The 17676-nt window shown below is 67.0% G+C and carries 17 protein-coding genes; 9 read left to right on the top strand and 8 right to left on the bottom strand.

All coding sequences use genetic code 11. The features are described from left to right. Window position 1 precedes the first annotated feature (1 nt). The 3 genes from VPH47_RS19475 to VPH47_RS19465 all read left to right on the top strand — a co-directional run bounded on the left by VPH47_RS19475 (window position 2) and on the right by VPH47_RS19465 (window position 2996). Entirely contained in the window at window positions 2–1165 is a 1164-nt protein-coding gene (locus VPH47_RS19475) for a heme A synthase (RefSeq protein ID WP_049421194.1), read from the top strand. A 4-nt stretch (window positions 1166–1169) separates the two neighbouring features. Further along, a complete protein-coding gene (gene cyoE, locus VPH47_RS19470; RefSeq protein WP_014035731.1) occupies window positions 1170–2063 on the top strand; it encodes a heme o synthase in 894 nt (297 codons plus the stop codon). Window positions 2064–2189: 126 nt separating this feature from the next. Further along, window positions 2190–2996, top strand: a complete 807-nt coding sequence (locus tag VPH47_RS19465) for a calcium-binding protein (RefSeq protein WP_368851545.1) — start codon at window positions 2190–2192, stop codon at window positions 2994–2996. An 84-nt stretch (window positions 2997–3080) separates the two neighbouring features. Here the strand turns inward: VPH47_RS19465 and VPH47_RS19460 are convergent, their stop codons facing one another. From VPH47_RS19460 to VPH47_RS19445, 4 genes are all read right to left on the bottom strand, one after another. After that, window positions 3081–4052 carry a bile acid:sodium symporter family protein gene (locus VPH47_RS19460; RefSeq protein WP_049396182.1) on the bottom strand — a complete coding sequence of 324 codons (972 nt, stop codon included), beginning with the start codon at window positions 4050–4052 and terminating at the stop codon, window positions 3081–3083. A gap of 28 nt (window positions 4053–4080) precedes the next feature. After that, window positions 4081–4581, bottom strand: coding sequence for a sulfur transferase domain-containing protein (locus VPH47_RS19455; RefSeq protein ID WP_368851544.1), 501 nt, complete (start codon window positions 4579–4581; stop codon window positions 4081–4083). 27 nt (window positions 4582–4608) lie between these two features. After that, entirely contained in the window at window positions 4609–6348 is a 1740-nt protein-coding gene (dnaG, locus tag VPH47_RS19450) for a DNA primase (protein ID WP_110710830.1), read from the bottom strand. A gap of 61 nt (window positions 6349–6409) precedes the next feature. Beyond that, a complete protein-coding gene (locus VPH47_RS19445; RefSeq protein ID WP_153857005.1) occupies window positions 6410–7327 on the bottom strand; it encodes a YihY/virulence factor BrkB family protein in 918 nt (305 codons plus the stop codon). 213 nt (window positions 7328–7540) lie between these two features. Between VPH47_RS19445 and VPH47_RS19440 the strand changes: the two genes are divergently transcribed. Then, a complete protein-coding gene (locus VPH47_RS19440) occupies window positions 7541–8479 on the top strand; it encodes a hypothetical protein (protein ID WP_228756498.1) in 939 nt (312 codons plus the stop codon). A gap of 77 nt (window positions 8480–8556) precedes the next feature. On the opposite strand, the gene VPH47_RS19435 is transcribed toward VPH47_RS19440, so the two are convergent. Then, window positions 8557–9003, bottom strand: a complete 447-nt coding sequence (locus VPH47_RS19435) for a GatB/YqeY domain-containing protein (RefSeq protein ID WP_110710833.1) — start codon at window positions 9001–9003, stop codon at window positions 8557–8559. A gap of 133 nt (window positions 9004–9136) precedes the next feature. Next, window positions 9137–9352 carry a 30S ribosomal protein S21 gene (rpsU, locus tag VPH47_RS19430; protein ID WP_002808376.1) on the bottom strand — a complete coding sequence of 72 codons (216 nt, stop codon included), beginning with the start codon at window positions 9350–9352 and terminating at the stop codon, window positions 9137–9139. A gap of 166 nt (window positions 9353–9518) precedes the next feature. Between rpsU and tsaD the strand changes: the two genes are divergently transcribed. Continuing rightward, complete coding sequence (gene tsaD, locus VPH47_RS19425; protein WP_197612562.1) at window positions 9519–10544, top strand: tRNA (adenosine(37)-N6)-threonylcarbamoyltransferase complex transferase subunit TsaD; 1026 nt, start codon at window positions 9519–9521, stop codon at window positions 10542–10544. A 56-nt stretch (window positions 10545–10600) separates the two neighbouring features. On the opposite strand, the gene VPH47_RS19420 is transcribed toward tsaD, so the two are convergent. After that, on the bottom strand, window positions 10601–11254 hold the full coding sequence (locus VPH47_RS19420; protein WP_368851543.1) for a hypothetical protein: 654 nt from the start codon (window positions 11252–11254) through the stop codon (window positions 10601–10603). 365 nt (window positions 11255–11619) lie between these two features. Between VPH47_RS19420 and folB the strand changes: the two genes are divergently transcribed. The 4 genes from folB (at window position 11620) to VPH47_RS19400 (ending at window position 16284) form a co-directional block, all read left to right on the top strand. Next, window positions 11620–11973, top strand: coding sequence for a dihydroneopterin aldolase (folB, locus tag VPH47_RS19415; RefSeq protein ID WP_110710836.1), 354 nt, complete (start codon window positions 11620–11622; stop codon window positions 11971–11973). A 62-nt stretch (window positions 11974–12035) separates the two neighbouring features. After that, complete coding sequence (locus tag VPH47_RS19410) at window positions 12036–13307, top strand: mechanosensitive ion channel family protein (protein ID WP_368851542.1); 1272 nt, start codon at window positions 12036–12038, stop codon at window positions 13305–13307. 128 nt (window positions 13308–13435) lie between these two features. Further along, on the top strand, window positions 13436–15610 hold the full coding sequence (locus VPH47_RS19405; RefSeq protein WP_368851541.1) for a glycoside hydrolase family 3 N-terminal domain-containing protein: 2175 nt from the start codon (window positions 13436–13438) through the stop codon (window positions 15608–15610). A gap of 131 nt (window positions 15611–15741) precedes the next feature. Continuing rightward, on the top strand, window positions 15742–16284 hold the full coding sequence (locus tag VPH47_RS19400; protein WP_197612560.1) for a hypothetical protein: 543 nt from the start codon (window positions 15742–15744) through the stop codon (window positions 16282–16284). A 70-nt stretch (window positions 16285–16354) separates the two neighbouring features. Here VPH47_RS19400 and VPH47_RS19395 read toward each other — a convergent pair whose 3' ends face one another. Next, window positions 16355–17518, bottom strand: a complete 1164-nt coding sequence (locus VPH47_RS19395; RefSeq protein WP_153857008.1) for a PQQ-dependent sugar dehydrogenase — start codon at window positions 17516–17518, stop codon at window positions 16355–16357. Window positions 17519–17676 lie beyond the last annotated feature (158 nt).

The raw sequence follows: 17676 nt of genomic DNA, 5'->3' as shown, positions 1-17676 counted from the left end.
GATGAGCCTTTCCGCGCGTCCGGCGCTGCACCGCAATTTCCACCGCCTGGCGTGGTTCGCCATGATCATGACCGCGAGCACGATCATGTTCGGCGCGTTCGTGCGCCTGTCCGATGCCGGCCTGAGCTGCCCGGACTGGCCGACCTGCTATGGCCAGGCCACCTGGCCGCAGCACGTGGAAGAGACCATCGGCCACCCGGCGGCGGAGATCCGCCCGCTGGAGACCCACAAGGCCTGGCGTGAGCAGGTGCACCGCTTCCTGGCTGGCGCGCTGGGCATCGAGATCCTGACCCTGGCCCTGTTGGCCACGCGCAAGCGGCGATTCGGAAGTACGGCGGTGGTGACCGCCTGCGTGCTGGTGGCCGCCGGCATACCGCTGTACATGATGGGCTGGCATGGCACGGCCAGCGTGCTGGCGTTGATCGGTGAGGCGATCCTGCTGATCGCCGCGCTGCGCTGGAGCAACATCGACCTGGCGCGCGCTGCATTGCTGACCCTGGCGGTGGTGATCTTCCAGGCCTTGCTGGGCATGTGGACGGTGACCCTGCTGCTCAAACCCATCGTAGTGATGGGCCATCTGCTCGGTGGCATGCTGATGTTCGGCCTGCTGGTGTGGATGGCCTGGCGCGCGACGCACATGCCGATCACCCTGGCCGAGGCGCCGAAGCTGAAGTGGCTGCTGCGCATCGGCGTAGCGGTGCTGGTCACCCAGATCGCGCTGGGGGGCTGGGTCAGCGCCAATTACGCGGCGCTGGCCTGCGGCGGTGGCAGCGCCTCGCTGGACAACTTCCCGCGCTGCGCCAACCAGTGGTGGCCGCAGCATAACTTCGTCGAAGGCTTCACCCTGTGGCGTGGCATCGGCGTGGATTACGAAGGCGGCGTGCTGGATGGCGCCTCGCGCATCGCCATCCAGATGGCACACCGCCTGTTCGCGGTGGTGGTGGCCCTCTACCTGCTGTGGCTGGGTGTGCGCCTGTTCCGGTTGCCGAGCATGCGTGGCTGGGCCAGCGCGCTGATCGCGCTGCTGGTGCTGCAGGTCACCCTTGGCATCCTCAATGTGAAGCTGGCGCTGCCGTTGGAAGTGGCGGTGGCCCACAACGGCGTGGCCGTTGCCCTGTTGTTCGTGCTGGTCAGCCTGCTGGCCCGCCTGCGTGCCCCGGACTGATTCCATGTTTTCCAATTACCGCCAGTACTGGGACCTGACCAAGCCCAAGGTCGTTGCCCTCATTGTCTTCACCGCCCTGGTCGGCATGGTCCTGGCCATCCCCGGCGTGCCCAGCTGGGAGCAGGTGCGCGCCGGCGTGCTCGGCTTCCTGGGCATCTGGCTGGCGGCCTCGGCCGCCGCCGCGATCAACCAGTTGCTGGATGCGCACATCGATGCGCAGATGGCCCGCACCTCATGGCGCCCGCTGGTGGTGGGCAAGGTCAAGCCGTGGCAGGTGCTGGTGTTCGCCGGCGTGCTGATCGTGCTGTCGATGACCATCCTGGTGCTGTGGGTGAACCTGATCACCGCGGTGCTGACCTTCGCCTCGTTGATCGGCTACGCGGTGATCTACACCGTGTACCTCAAGCGTGCGACCTCGCAGAACATCGTCATCGGTGGCCTGGCCGGCGCGATGCCGCCGATGCTGGGCTGGGCCGCGGTGACCGGCATGCAGGGCTCGTCGGACTGGGCGTACTCGTCGCTGCTGGTGCTGATCATCTTCATCTGGACCCCGCCGCACTTCTGGGCGCTGGCGATCTTCCGCCGCGAGGACTACGCCAAGGCGGAGATCCCGATGCTGCCGGTGACCCATGGCGTGGTGCACACCCGCAAGCAGATCATGGTGTATTCGGTGGTGCTGGCGCTGGTCTGCCTGCTGCCGTACCTGGTGGGCATGAGCGGTGCGTTCTACCTGGGCGGCGCGATCGTGCTCAACGCCGTGTTCCTCTGGTACGCCTGGCGCATGCTGGACCCGCCGGACGAGCTGTTCTCGATGAAGATGTTCTATTACTCCATCGTCTACCTGATGGCGCTGTTCGCCTTCCTGCTGGTGGACCACTGGATCCTGCCCTGGTTGTAAGGGGCGGGTGCATCCACGCATGGCGTGGATCTCCTGTAGAGCCGAGCCCATGCTCGGCTGAGGGTTGATCTGCGCCAGCTGCGTCGCCATTGCTGTTTCTGACCCCAAGGAAAGGAAGGCGCAGGGATGCATTCGATCTTCCGCTGGACTGCGGCGCTGCTGCTGGCGCTGGGCATGGCCCTTAGTGCGCATGCCGATGACACCGCCGCGCAGATCCGCCAGCATGCCGGTGACCATCGCCTGCTGGTACTGGGCGAATTCCACGGTACCCGCGAGACCCCGCTGCTGGTACGCCAGCTGGTGGACGACTACAGCCGCACCGGCCCGGTCGTGCTGGCGCTGGAACTGCCACGCGGCGAAACCCCCACGCTACGCGATTACCTGGCTTCCGACGGCGGCGAACAGGCACGCCGGCAGCTGCGCGGGCGTGCCTTCTGGAGCGTGCGCGATGACCAGCACGATGGCCGTCGCAGCCGCGACATGCTGGCGATGATCGAAAGCCTGCGTGTGCTGAAGTCGCAGGGGCGTGTGATCGAAGTCGTTGGCTATGACGTCAATGCCAGCAAGGGCGGCAACCAGGCACGCGATGACCGCATGGCCGCCGAGTTGCGGCGCCTGTACCGGCGCCTGCCGGCTGACGCACGCATGCTGGTGCTGACCGGTAACGTGCACGCCCTGCTGCAGCGGCCGGGCGGTGCGCCGCCGGAAATGCAGACCCGGCCGATGGCATCGGCGTTGCGTGATCTGGACATCTACAGTGTGCGGCTGGGAGCACAGCGTGGTGAGACTTGGGCGTGCCTTGACCGATGCTCGGCCAGGGCATTGCCGGAACAGGCGGCGCGAGGGCCGCGGGTGGATACTCATGCGGGCCGGCAATACGACCTGTGGGTGTGGATGCCGCAGCTGAGCGTCGGCACGCTGGCAGAACCGTGAATCCACGCGTGGCCAACCATCAGCCGAGCTTGGGCTCGGCTCTACAGTAGATCCACGCCATGCGTGGATGATTTCCCGGTCGGGTCAGGGCTTGCGCCTGGCATACCGCTGCGCGATCACACCGCAGACGATCAGCTGGATCTGGTGGTAGATCATCACCGGCAGCACGATCGCACCGAGACTGCCACCGGCGAACAGCACCTTGGCGATCGGCACGCCGGTGGCCAAGCTCTTCTTCGAGCCGCAGAAGACGATGGCGATCTCATCCTCACGGTTGAAGCGAAGGCGGCGGGCGATAAAGGTGATCAGCGGCATGGCGATGCCCAGCAGCACGGCGGCCACGACCGCCACGGCCAGCAGCGAGAGCAGCGGCGTCTTGCTCCACAGGCCCTCGGTGACGGCTTCGCCGAACGCCGAATACACCACCAGCAGGATCGTGCCCTGGTCGGTATAGCGCAGCAGCGCGCGCTGCTTCTCCACCCAGCCGGCAATCCACGGCCGCAGCAGATGGCCGGCCACGAACGGCACCAGCAGCTGCAGCATGATGCCGCCGATCGCGTGCAGCGGGTCATGCACGCCGCCGGAGGTACCGGCCAGCGCGGTCAGCAGCAGCGGCGTCAGGAACACGCCGAGGATGCTCGACAGCGACGCGCTGCATACCGCGGCAGGCACGTTGCCGCGTGCCATCGAGGTGAACGCGATGGACGACTGCACGGTGGAGGGCAGGGTGCACAGGAACAGCACGCCCAGGTATAGCTCGGGGGTCAGCAGCCAGCCCGACAGCGGCTTGAACATCAGCCCCAGCAGCGGGAACAGGATGAAGGTGCAGGCCAGGATGGTCAGGTGCAGCCGCCAGTGCAGCATGCCGCCGATGATCGATTCGCGCGGCAGGCGTGCGCCATGCAGGAAGAACAGCGCGGCAATGGCGACGGTGGTGACATCGTCGAGCACGATGGCGGCGGCGCCCTTCATCGGCAACAGCGAGGCCAGGCCGACGGTGCACAGCAGGGCGAGGGTGAAGTTGTCCGGTCGCAGGCGCGACCACCAGCGGGTCATGGTGGGCAGAGTCCTTGGTGCGGAGGGTTCAGGGCGAGGTGACCGGTGTGGCCAGGCGCTGGCGGGTGGCGGCTTCCAGCGACTTCAGGCCGGCACGCTGGCCGAGCTGCAGGGCCTGTTCCGGGCTGGCGTGTTCGTAGCGTGCATTGACCAGGCCGAGCACGGCGCCAGCGCGGTTGCCGGACGCACAATGCAGCAGCACCGGCCCCTGGCTCTGCTGCAGTGCCTGGTGCACGGCACGCACGTTGGCGGCATCGAGCCCCTCGGCGCCGGCCACGGGAATGCGCACGTAGCGCAGGCCCAGTGATTCGGCCACGCGGGTTTCGTCGAAGCCCCGGTCCTCGCCGGGCTGGCGCAGGTCGATCACGGTGCGCACGCCCTGCGCGGCCAGGGCCTGCAGCTGTGCGACGCTGGGTTGGCCGCCGGCATACAGGCCGGGGCGGACTTCGTTGAGGGGCGCGTCTTCGGCCAGGGCCGTCAGTGGCAGGCAGAGCGACAACAACAGCAGGCAGGTCAGGCGCAGCAGCATGGTCCTCTCCGGGAAAATGTTCTGCCGCTACAGGCGCAGTCCGGCGCGGGCCTTCAGCAGCTCGCGCAGTTCGTACTTGTCAGTATCGTCCAGACCCTGCTGCCGCTGCTTTGCCAACAGCTCTTCCAGACGTTGCACCAGCAGCTGTTTCTCCAGCTGGGCGACGGCATCGTGCAGTTCCTGGGTCCAGCTCGCATCGTCGCCCGGCATTGTCTGCGCGGCCAGGGTATGCAGCGACGCTTGCTCCTCACGCCCGTCGAAGTGCTCCAGCAGGGCGCCGGTGCTGATGTCCGGGCGCTGTTCGACCAGGCCCAGCAGCTCCAGCAGCAGCTCCACGCCGGGCAGGCGCAGGCCCTGGAAGTGGTGCTTGCCGCCCAGCGTCAGTGCCAGCGACGGCTGCTGCAGCAGTACGGCGATCGCGCCGCGTACCAGGCTGCGCTTGGCCACGGGCTGGATCGTTCGCGAGGGCTGGCGCTGCGGCATCGGCGCGCGTGCGGCCTGGGCGTTGCCGCCAAGGCCAGTCAGCTGCGCCAGCTGCTGCTTCATCAGATCGCCGAAGGCGCCGTCGGGAATCTGCGCCAGCATCGGCTTGGCCCGCTCGGCCAGGCGTGCCTTGCCATCGAGCGTGCCCAGGTTGATCTCGCGGGTCAGTTCATCGAAGAAGAACTGCGACAGCGGGGTGGCCTGCTTCAGGCGTTCGTTGAAGGCCTCGGCGCCTTCCTTGCGCACGATGGTGTCCGGGTCCTCGCCATCGGGCAGGAACAGGAAGAAGGCCTGGCGGCCATCCTTCATGCGCGGCAACACCGACTCCAGCGCCTTCCAGCCGGCGCGGCGGCCGGCGGCGTCGCCGTCGAAGCAGAAGAACACATCCGGTGCGTTGCGGAACAGCAGCTCGGCATGGTCCGGCGTGGTCGCGGTACCCAGTGTTGCCACCGCCTGGGTGACGCCGAACTGGAACAGCGAGACCACGTCCATGTAGCCCTCGACCACGATCAGCCGCTCGATCTTCTGGTTGGCCTGGCGCACCTGCCACAGGCCGTACAGCTCGCGGCCCTTGTGGAACAGCGCGGTCTCGGGTGAGTTGAGGTACTTGGGGCCGTCGTCCTTCTCGAACACGCGGCCACCGAACGCGATCACCCGGCCACGGCGGTCGAAGATCGGGAACATCACCCGGTCGCGGAACTTGTCGTAGACGTGGCCGCGATCGTTCTTGGAGAACAGGCCGGCGCGGTCGAGCAGCTTCATGCGCCGCTCGTCCTTGCCCAGCGCATCGCGCAGGCCGCTGTAGCCATCCGGTGCGTAGCCGATCTGGAAGCGCGCGCGGTTCTCTTCGTCCACGCCACGGCCATCCAGGTAGCTGCGGGCCTTGTCGCTGCCCTGCAGGTTGTTCTGGAAGAACTTGGTCGCAGCATCCAGCGCCGAGTACAGCTCGCGGCTGTCGTCCTGCTGCTGCGGGCTGCGCGGGTTCTCGCTGCGCGGCACTTCCATGCCCGCGCGCTTGGCCAGCTCATCCACCGCATCGAGGAACTCGAGGCGGTCGTAGTTCATCAGGAAGCTGATCGCGGTACCGTGCGCACCACAGCCGAAGCAGTGATAGAACTGCTTGGTGGGGGAGACCGTGAACGACGCCGATCGCTCGTCATGGAACGGACAGCGCGCCGCGTATTCCTTGCCCTGGCGCTTCAACGGCACGCGGCTGCCCACCACCTCGACGATGTCGGAGCGGGCCAGCAGGTCGTCGATGAAAGCGTCGGGGATACGGGCCATGGGCAACAGGGCAGGGCGCGGCCGCCAGGGCGCGCAGCGGGGGGCGGCGGATTCCCCTAGTTTACCCGCTGGCGCCGCCGGGACCGGCCTGTTCGGCTTCGACCCCGGCCTTGGCCAGCTGCGCCCGTGCATGCTGACGCTCGTCGATCACTGCGGTCATCAGCGCGCCGACGAAGAATACGGCGGTGGCGTAGTAGATCCAGACCAGCGAGATCACCAGCGCGCCCATTGAACCGTAGGCGCTGCCCGGAGCCACGGTGGCGATGTAGACGCCAATCCCGTAGCGGCCGAGGGTGAACAGGATCGAGGTGATGGCACCGCCGATGAAGGCCTGGCGCCAGGCCACGCGGCGGTCGGGCAGGTAGTGGTAGAGGAAGGCGAAGGCCAGCGTGTACAGCAGCAGCGAGGTCAGGTACCCGATCGCCGGCAGTACCGAGGGCAGCTGCGCGAATACCACCTGCAAGGCGGTAGTGGCGGTCATCGACAGGATCAGCAGGAAGCCCAGCGCCAGCACCACGCCGAACGAGAACACGCGCTTGCGCAACCAGGCCTTGACGCCTTCCAGGCGTTGGCCGCTGGTGTGGAAGATCCGGTTCAGCGCGTTCTGCAGCTGGGCGAACACCGCCGTGGCGCCCACGAACAGCAGCAGCGTGCTCCACAGGCCGGCCAGTGAACCGACGCTGGGCTGGCTGTTGGCGTTGTGCAGCACGGTGTCGGCGACGCTGGCCACACTGCTGCCAGCGACCGAACCGATCTGGCTGATCAGCGTCTGCTGCGCCGGTGGGTACAGCGAGGCGGTCAGCCACAGCAGCAGCACCAGCAGCGGTGCCATCGACAGCAGGGCGTAGAAGGAAACCGAGGCGGCCTGGGTCAGCACGTCGATTTCGACGAAGCGCTTGGCCACCGCCATCGGGAAGCTGTCCTGCAGCTTTCCCAGGCGGGATCGGACAGCAGGCAGGAAGGCGCGGGGATGGGGCATCAGCGGACAACGGTGAGGGACGGGAGAGTGTTTTTCTAGCAAATCACGACGTCATGCGGGGTGAAGCGCCTATTCAGCACCTCGTTCCGTGAGCGTCCGCGCTATCCTTTTGCCGGACCGAAGGCGCGCAAGGGGGTTGCCGTCGCGGTATCCGGGGCCGGCTGCCGCAGCGCAGGGCCACGACATTCCAATTTCTCTACAGAAGGACGCGTTATGAAAGGGATGGTCTACACCACGATGGTGTTGCTGGCGACCGTGAGCGGCTCGGCTGCCGCAGCATCGGCCGCCTGTGAGAAGGCATTCAAGACGGTAGGGGATCCGCGCAACGGCGCGATGTACATGGCCGACATCACCGTGCCGGGGCTGAAGGTGCAGAGCGCGCTGGACCAGCTGCGGCAGATCGGTGCGGAGGATGAATTCGAAGTGGGCGGGCAGCTGGTGGAAGGCAATACCGGCAACCAGTACCTGATCCAGACCAAGGGGCTGCGTACGCCGCTGGTGCTGATCGGCACCGCCGACCACACCGGCCGGGTCACCCTTGCGACGAAGCTGGCGCGTGGCCAGACGATCGGCCAGGAGGAGGCGCGGCAGTCGATGTGCGCCATGCTGGACAAGCTGAAGGGGGGCAGCCAGGGCGAAGCGCTTGCCGCGGCGGCGCGCTCGAAGCAGCCGATGCCTGCGCCGGAAGAGGTGGCCGCGCCGGACCTGTCCAAGAAGATGGGCAAGGAAGTGCGCAGCACGATGGCGGCCTACAATGCCGCCGGCAGCTTCAAGGACCTGATGCTGGGAACCACCACCAACAAGGAAGACCTGGGCGATCGTTCGGCCACCTTCCTGCCGCTGTACGCGAAGTACATCGGCCGCCGATACCGCATCGACGGGCAGGTATATACGGTCAATCGGAACAGCTACTCCACCCGCCCGGGTGAAGTGGGGTCGATCAATTACCTGGTGACGCCGGAACGCGGCCTGCTGCGGATCCGCCAGAACGACTCCTTCAACAACAACAACTACACCATCCGCTGCGAGTTCGCGCCGGACCAGGCTGCCAACTTCAGCATGCTGCGCGAGCGTGACTGGGCAAAGCTGGAAGGCGAGGTGAGCTCGCTCGAGGGCAGCTCGATGACCCTGCGCAACTGCCGCCAGGTGTAAGCGGCAGCGCCACCACGTGCCGTCATGACAAGGCCCGCATTTGCGGGCCTTGTCGTATCCGGCAGGTGCGGCGAGGTTCAGCCGGCCAGCTGCTGCTTGACCAGCTTGGACACCAGGCCCATGTCGGCCTGGCCGGCCAGCTTGGGCTTCAGGGCGCCCATCAGCTTGCCCATATCGGCCGGGCCGGAGGCGCCGGTCTCGGCGATGGCGGCCTGGATGGCGGCGACGATCTCGGCTTCGCCCATCTTGGCCGGCAGGTAGGCTTCGATGACCACGATCTCGGCGCGCTCGATCCCGGCCAGGTCTTCGCGGTTGGCGGCTTCGAACTGGCTGACCGAGTCCTTGCGCTGCTTGACCATCTTGTCGAGCACGGCGATCACGGCGGTGTCATCCAGCTCGATGCGCTCGTCCACTTCGCGCTGCTTGATGGCGGCGTTGATCAGGCGGATCACGCCCAGCTTGTGCTTCTCGCCCGCCTTCATGGCGGCCTTCATGTCTTCGGTGAGCTGCTGCTTCATGCTCATGAGGAACCTCGTGGTGGTAGGTGGGGCGGGGCGGATGCCCGAACCCGGAAACGCAAAAAGCCGGCGACGCTCGCGCGTGCCGGCTTCGGCTCCATCGCGACGGGCAGGCCCGCCGCAATGAAGATGCGTCCGATCAGTACAGGCGCTGACGCTTGGTGACGTCGCGCGACGAGCGGCGCAGCTGACGCTTCACAGCAGCGGCGGCCTTGCGCTTGCGCTCCTGGGTCGGCTTTTCGTAGAACTCGCGCTTGCGGGTTTCGGCCAGCACACCGGCCTTTTCGCAAGTGCGCTTGAAGCGGCGAAGAGCAAACTCGAAGGGCTCGTTCTCGCGGACTTTGACGCTGGGCATGGAATCTCCGGGACACAGTAGAACCGGGTCACGCCCGGCGAGCCGCACATTATAGCGGCGAATCAACAAACTGCAAGCGGCCAACCCTGAATACGGGCCGGGGGTTCGAAAGCAGTGAGATCTGCACGTCCCCCGAGGGGGCGGCAGGGGCGTCATAATAGCAGGCATGCGAGTCCTTGGCATCGAATCTTCCTGTGATGAGACCGGCGTGGCGGTGTATGACACCGACCTGGCCGGCAGCGCGGCCCTGCGCGCCCATGCGGTCTACAGCCAGATCGCCCTGCACGCCGAATACGGTGGTGTGGTGCCCGAACTGGCCAGCCGCGACCACGTCCGCAAGCTGCTGCCGCTGGTGCGACAGACCCTGGCCGACGCCGGCCTTGGCGTGGACGACATCGACGGCGTGGCCTATACGGCCGGGCCCGGCCTGGTCGGGGCACTGCTGGTCGGCGCGGGCGTGGCCCGTTCGCTGGCCTGGGCGCTGGAGGTGCCGGCGGTGGGCGTACACCATATGGAAGGCCACCTGCTGGCGCCGTTGATGGAAGACGATCCGCCGGAAGCGCCGTTCGTGGCGCTGTTGGTGTCCGGTGGGCATACCCAGCTGGTGGCGGTGGACGCGATCGGCCAGTACCGCCTGCTGGGCGAGACCCTGGACGATGCGGCCGGCGAGGCCTTCGACAAGACCGCCAAGCTGATGGGCCTGCCGTACCCGGGCGGCCCGCAGCTGGCCAGGCTGGCCGAGCAGGGCACGCCGGGGGCCTACCGCTTCGCGCGGCCGATGACCGACCGCCCGGGGCTGGATTTCAGCTTCTCCGGCCTGAAGACCCAGGTCCTGATGGCCTGGCGCGACAGCGACCAGAGCGAGCAGACCCGCGCCGACATCGCCCGGGGCTTCGAAGACGCCGTGGTCGAGACCCTGTCGATCAAGTGCGAGCGCGCGCTGGAAGCGGCCGGAACCAATGTGATCGTGGTGGCCGGCGGTGTCGGTGCCAACACGCGCCTGCGCGCCCGCCTGCAGCAGATGGCCGAGCGCCTCGGCGGACGGGCCTGTTTCCCGCGGCCGGCGTTGTGCACCGACAACGGCGCGATGATCGCCTTCGCCGGCGCGCTGCGGCTGCAGGCCGGCCAGCACAGCCCGCCGAAGGTGGACGTCACCCCCCGCTGGGACATGGCGACCCTGCCGGCGGTCTGAGTTCCAACGGCCGCTCCCTGTAGCGACGAGCCATGCTCGCCTGCGCGTGATCCAGGCTACGCACGCGCGCCCAACGGCGACGCTGCCAATACCGTCGTCGCCCGCTCATGGCGCTGCAGCCACCCCAGGGTGTGAGGGCAGCGGGCGTGGATCAGCCGTCCGATCGCGGCCAGGTCGGCACCGATGTCGCGTTCCAGGATGGGTTCGTGGTGGGCGATCCGATTGCGCAGGAGGCGGATGCGGTCGAGGTCGGCATGGATGGACCGACGCAGGACGGACAGCGGCACCGAGGGTGCGTGTGGCAGCGCCAGGCCCATGGTCCCGGCCCAGATCGAATGCTCGAACCGTCGAGCGAACAATTGCTGCCAGAAGCCGAATCGCAGTTTGGCGATGACCTCCGGTACATCCCGCGGAGCTCCGGCGCTGCCGCGGACATCGCATAGCGAGGCAAGGGCGCCTTCGGCAGGAAGGCTACGCAGCAGCGCTGGATGCCAGGGCCAGCATCGACCATAGCGATGCACCAGCGCCGTAGCGGCTGCATTGCGGATCACGACTTCACAGATATGCAACGGTGGCGGGAGAGCAGCACACATCTGCATGTTCCAGGCATAGAGCGTGGCTGGATCGGCTGCGCAACGAGAAGCGATGCGCTCGTAGGTCGACCATCTCTGCCGGGATGGCGCTGCCTGCAGGATCCTGCTTTCCTTCATCAACTCACTCCCAGGGAACGTGGTTTCACCTTGACCCTGGGAACGAGGCAGGAACATCAGAAAACGGCATCATGATCGTCGGTGTTTTTTCGTGGATCGGCTCGGTTTTTCACCCGGTCGTCTGCCGTGACGCATTTGCCAATTGACTGGTCTGGGGGGCACTCCTAACCTTGCGGCGTGTGCTCCGGGACTCGCGGCTGGATTCCAGCTTCCCCTGGGGACGTTGAGAGGTAGCAAAGGGCCCCGCTAGCAGGGCCCTTTGTCTTTTCTGAAGCCGTGTCCCTGCCGGCTGCTCATCGCCCGTTCCGGGCAGGCTCACCGCCGTGCCGTTACCATGGCCCCCTGTACTCGGGCTGGTAAGCGCAATGGACAAGGTTTTCATCGAGGGGCTGACGATCGACGCCCTGATCGGTATCTACGATTGGGAACGACGGATCCGCCAGGACCTGGTGTTCGACCTGGAAATGGGCTTCGACAACCGTCGTCCCGCGGCCTCCGACGACATCGCCCACACCCTGAACTACAAGGCGGTGAGCAAGCGCCTGGAGCAGTTCGTGCGCGAGTCGGAGTTCGGCCTGGTGGAAACCCTGGCCGAGCGCTGCGCACGGATCGTGCTGGACGAATTCGACGTGAAGTGGCTGCGCCTGAAACTGAGCAAGCCCGGCGCGGTGCGTGGCGCGCGCGCGGTGGGCGTGATCATCGAGCGCTCGCGGGACTGATCCGGTAGTGCCGGCCGCTGGCCGGCACCCCCAACAACAACGACAACGCAAGGAGACAACTGATGGTGGACGCGGTGGTGGCGGTACAGTGGCTGGAACGGCTGCAGAACACACTGGAACCCTATCCCGGCGCCTACCTGGCGTTGATGATCTCAGCCCTGCTGATCGCCGCGGGCCTGGCCAACTGGGTGACCAAGCGCATTCTCGTGCGCGGCCTGCGGCGCCTGCTGCAGCGCCTGCCCGGCGCCGAGTCCGGGCGCGGCAGCCACCTGATGCGGGTGATCTCGCGCCTGTCCAACGTGGTGCCCAGCCAGGTGATCGCCTCGGGCATCACCCTCATTCCCGATCTGCCGCCAGGCCTGGTCAACGTCATCATCAAGCTGTGCATCGTATGGGCCGTACTGACGGTGTCGATGGCGTTCTCGCATGCGCTGGACGCGGCCAACAGCCTGTACGAACGCAAGCCCGATGCGCGCAACAAGCCGATCAAGGGCTACCTGCAGGTGGTCAAGATCGTGGTGTTCGTGGCCGCCGGCCTGTCCATCATCGCCACCCTGCTGGGGGTGAAGCTGGGCCCGCTGGTGACTGGCCTGGGCGCGGCCACGGCGGTGCTGATGCTGATCTTCCAGGACACCATCCTGTCGCTGGTGGCCAGTGTGCAGATCAGTGGCGATGGCCGCGTGCGCATCGGCGACTGGATCGAGATGCCCAGTCAGAACGCCGACGGTGACGTCATCGATATCGCGCTGCATACCGTCACGGTGCAGAACTTCGACAAGACCATCACCACCATCCCGACCAAGAAGCTGGTGACCGAGTCGTTCAAGAACTGGCGCGGCATGCAGGAGGCCGGTGGTCGCCGCATCAAGCGCGCGCTGTACCTGGACCAGCACAGCGTGGGATTCCTGGACAAGGGCGACCTGGTCTTCCTCGGCGAATTCGCATTGCTGCGTGACTACCTGCAGGAGAAGGAGCAGGAGCTCGGCCAGTGGAACGGGCGCCTGCGCGAGCAGGGCGTGGCCGAGGTCAACAGCCGCCGGGTGACCAACCTGGGCACCTTCCGTGCGTATGTGGAGCGCTATCTGCGCAGTCACCCGGGCATCCATACCGACATGACCCTGCTGGTGCGACAGCTGCAGCCGACCACCGAGGGCCTGCCGCTGGAGCTGTACTGCTTCACCCGCAGCACTGCCTGGGGCGAGTACGAGGCGGTGCAGTCGGACATCTTCGACCACCTGCTGGCGATCCTGCCGGCCTTCGGCCTGCGGGTGTTCCAGGCCTCCAGCGACGCCATGTTGATGGCCGGGCAGCGCCAGTTGGCCGGCTCGGAGTAAGCTGCGATGCCTCCGGCCGGACCGTACGGATCCGGCTGGAGCCTGAAACTGAATGACGAAACCTCTCGCCAAATGGCTCGGGATCGCTAGAATGCCGGGCTTGTAAACGTTTTCATCAAGGACTGCTGGTGGCCTCCGATCGCATCGAATCCCTCATTGCCCAGATGACCGTCGAGGAAAAGGTCGGCCAGCTGGGTGTCTTCGCGGACATGGTCCGCCCGTTCGCCCCGGACGTGAACCCGGAAGCCAACGTGCGCAATGCCGACCAGGTGCTGCAGCAGGTACGCGAGGGCAAGGTCGGTTCCCTGTTCAATGGCGTGGGCGCCGAGCTGGGCCGCCGGATCCAGCAGGTCGCCACCGAAGAGAGCCGCCTGGGCATCCCGGTGATCCTGGCCGCCGACGTCATCCACGGCATGCGCACCGTGTTCCCGATCCCGCTGGGCGAGGCCGCCAGTTTCGAGCCGGCGCTGGCCGAGCGCACCGCACGCGCCACCGCCATCGAAGCCACCGCTGCCGGCCTGCACTGGACCTATGCGCCGGCGGTGGACATCGCCCGCGACCAGCGCTGGGGCCGTGGCGCCGAGGGTGCCGGTGAGGACGTGGTGCTGGGCTGCGCGTTCGCCGCCGCCCGCGTGCGCGGCTTCCAGGGCAGCGACCTGCGCGCCGACGATTCGTTGCTGGCCACGCCGAAGCACTTCGCCGCCTACGGTGCGGTGATGGCCGGCATGGAATACAACATGGTGGACATCTCGCCGCAGACCCTGCGCGACGTGCACCTGCCGCCGTTCAAGGCCGCCTTCGACGCCGGCGCGATCACCGTGATGTCCTCGTTCAACGACATCAACGGCGTGCCGGCCAGCGCCAATGCCGAGCTGCTGACCGACATCCTGCGCGGTGAGTGGAAGTTCCCGGGCGTGGTGATCTCCGACTACACCGCCGACATGGAACTGGTCGCGCACGGCTATGCCGCCGATGACCGCGATGCTACCGCCAAGGCGTTCACCGCCGGTCTGGACCTGAGCATGCAGAGCGGTTTCTACGCCGAGCACCTGCCGGGCCTGGTCGAGAGCGGCGAGGTGCCGATGGCGGTGCTGGATGAAGGCGTGCGCCGCATCCTGTGGCTGAAGGAAACCATCGGCCTGTTCGACGACCCGTACCGTTCGCTGGACCCGGCGCGCGAAGCCGATACGTCGCACCTCGCCGCGCATGACGCACTGTCGCGCGATGCCGCGCGCCGTTCGATCGTGCTGCTGAACAACCGCGACAACGTGCTGCCGCTGCAGAAGCGCGGGCAGAAGATCGCGCTGATCGGCCCGTTCGTGCAGGATCGCGAGAACATCGAAGGCTGCTGGACCCTGTTCGGCGACAAGCAGCGCTACGTGGACCTGGAAACCGGCGTGCGTGCCGCCATCGGCGACGAGGCGTTGCTGGAGATCGTGCCGGGCTGCGAACTGGAAACCGCGATTCCGGGCGGCACCGAAGCGGCCGTGGCCGCCGCGCTGCGCGCCGATGTGGTGGTGCTGGCGCTGGGCGAGCCGCAGCGCTACAGCGGTGAAGCGCAGTCGCGCGTGGAGATCACCCTGCCGCCGGCCCAGCAGGCGCTGGCCGAGGCGGTGGCGATGACCGGCAAGCCGCTGGTGGTGCTGCTGCGCAATGGCCGCGCGCTGGCGCTGCAGGGCGCGGTGCGCAATGCACAGGCGGTGGCGGTGACCTGGTACCTCGGCACGCAGACCGGCCATGCGGTGGCCGATGTGCTGTTCGGCGACTACAGCCCGTCCGGGCGGCTGCCGGTCAGCTTCCCGCAGGTGTCCGGCCAGCAGCCGTATTTCTACAACCACCCGCGCACCGGTCGCCCGGAACTGCCGACCATGTCGGAGTTCAAGGCCCGCTGGCGCGAGATCCCGAACGAGCCGCTGTATCCGTTCGGGCATGGCATCGGCTACACCACCTTCGCCTACGGCGTGCCGCAGCTGAGTGTGGGCCAGCTCGGCTGGGACGACAGCCTGACCATCACCACCACGCTGACCAACAGTGGCGACGTGGCCGGTGAAGAAGTGGTGCAGCTGTACATCCACGACCGCGTGGCCAGCCGCGTGCGTCCGGTGCGCGAACTGAAGGACTTCCGCAAGGTGGCACTGCAGCCGGGCGAGTCGGCCGAAGTGGTGTTCACCCTGACCCGCGAGCAGCTGGCGTTCACCGGCCGCGACGGCGTGCTGCGTGCCGAGCCGGGCCAGTTCGACCTGTGGGTCTGCGCCTCGTCGGCGGCAGGTGAAGCCGTGCAGTTCGAACTGCTGAAGGCCTGATCGAGAAAAAGGGGACGGAGGGGATTAAGTCGTTAGTGGCACAAACGACTTAATCCCCTCCGTCCCCTTTTTTGTTGTCCTCACTGGCACGGCGCTACCATCGGTGTTCTTGAACCGATGGATGCCCGCGCATGCGCACGATCGCTGTGTTGATTCCCGCCCTGTTGCTGGCGGCCTGTTCGCAGCCGGCGCCGCCGGCCGAGCCTGCGGTGGATGCACCGCCGCCGATGGAGGCCAGTGCTGCGGCGCCGCCCGCGGCTGAACCGGCGAAGGCTGCTGCTGAGCCGGCCGGCGCCGCACCGGCGGATGTGTCCGCAGAAGACGCGCGTGCACGCATCGAGACCCTGCTTGGTGATGCCGCGCAGTACGAGAAGGTGTTCAACGCGTTCAAGACCGCCGTGGTCGGCGGTGATCGTGCTGCGGTGGTGGAGGAAGTGCGCTTTCCGTTGAACATCAGCGGCGGAAAGAAGATCACCGGCCCCGGTGAGTTCCAGCGCAACTACGAGAAGATCATCACCCCGGCGGTGGTCAAGGCGGTGTCCGGGCAGGACTTCGGCAAGGTGTTCGTCAACCAGCAGGGCGTGATGATCGGTGACGGGCAGGTGTGGTTGAACGGGCAGTGCCTGGACCAGGCCTGTGCGCAGACCGAGGTGAAGGTCATCACCATCCAGTGAACGCAGACGGCCCCGCGTGCGGGGCCGTTGCGGGCAAACGTGCCGGCCAGCGGCCGGCACTATCGGGGCATCAGGTCTTCGGCGTGAGCTTCAGCAGGCGCGCCTTGCTGCCATCTTCCAGCAGCCACAGCGCGCCATCCGGGCCCTGTTCCACTTCGCGGATGCGCTCGCCCATGTTGAAGCGCTCGGCTTCGCGCGCGCTGTCACCATCGAAGGCCACGCGCACCAGCGAGGTGGACGACAGGCCGCCGATGAAGCCGCTGCCCTTCCACTGCGGGAACAGGGTACCGCTGTAGATCACGAAGCCGGCCGGCGAAATCACCGGCGTCCAGGTCACCTTCGGGGCGGCGAATTCCGGCCGGGTATCGTGATCGGGAATCGGGCGGCCGTCGTAGTGGTTGCCATTGGAGACGATCGGGTAGCCGTAGTTGGCGCCGCGCACGATCAGGTTCAGTTCGTCGCCGCCAGCCGGGCCCATCTCGTGCGCCCACAGCTTGCCGTTGGCATCGAAGGCCATGCCGAGGATGTTGCGGTGACCCAACGACCACACCTGCGCGGCAACCCCGCCCTGCGAGGCGAACGGGTTGTCGGCGGGCAGGCTGCCATCGTCGTTGAGGCGGATGATCTTGCCGAGGTTGCTGCCCATGTCCTGCGCCGGATCGAATTTCTGGCGCTCGCTGGAGCTGATCCACAGCTTGCCGTCCGGACCGAAGGCGAGGCGATGGCCGTAGTGGCCCTCACCGCTGACCTTGGGGCTTTGCCGCCAGATCACCTTCAGGTCCTTCAGCTGGCCGGCACCATTGGCGTCCAGCGCCAGCGTGGCCCGGGCCACGGCGGCACCACGGGTATCCAGCGTGCCTTCCTCGGCGTAGCTGAGGTAGATCACGTGGTTGCGGGCGAACTGCGGATGCAGGATCACGTCACCGAAGCCGCCCTGGCCGCCATAGGCGACCTTGGGAACGCCGGTGATTTCGTGCTTCTGGCCGGTGGCCAGGTCCAGATGCTGCAGCTTTCCACGCTTCTCGGTAACCAGCAGGCTGCCGTCGGGCAGGAAGGTCATCGCCCACGGTTGGTCGAAACGGCTGACTTCGGTGGCGGTGAACGGACGTTGGTCGGCGGCGGTGGCCGGAGCGGCCTTGGCGGCCGGTGTCGTCTCCGGACCGGCAGCATTGCAGGCGGAGGTGGCGAGGATCGGCACCAGGCCGAGGGCGAGCAGCAGGGGCGTGCGGGTCATGGGTATCTCCAGTGCGGGGATGCGGATGGCCGGGCTGTCCCTTGTATACCACTGCAGCGGTGACCGTCGTGGCCCGAAGGTCCTGCGCCCCCTGTGCGGCGGCCGTGGGATCGTCTAGGGTGGGCACGCCCGGGCAAAGCGTGCCCGCCTGCCTGCCA

Origin of the sequence: Stenotrophomonas sp. WED208 (assembly GCF_040984485.1) — a bacterium.
GTDB classification, from domain to species: Bacteria; Pseudomonadota; Gammaproteobacteria; order Xanthomonadales; family Xanthomonadaceae; genus Stenotrophomonas; species Stenotrophomonas riyadhensis.
Note: the sequence above shows the minus strand (reverse complement) of the source record. Positions and strands in the feature narration are given on the sequence as shown.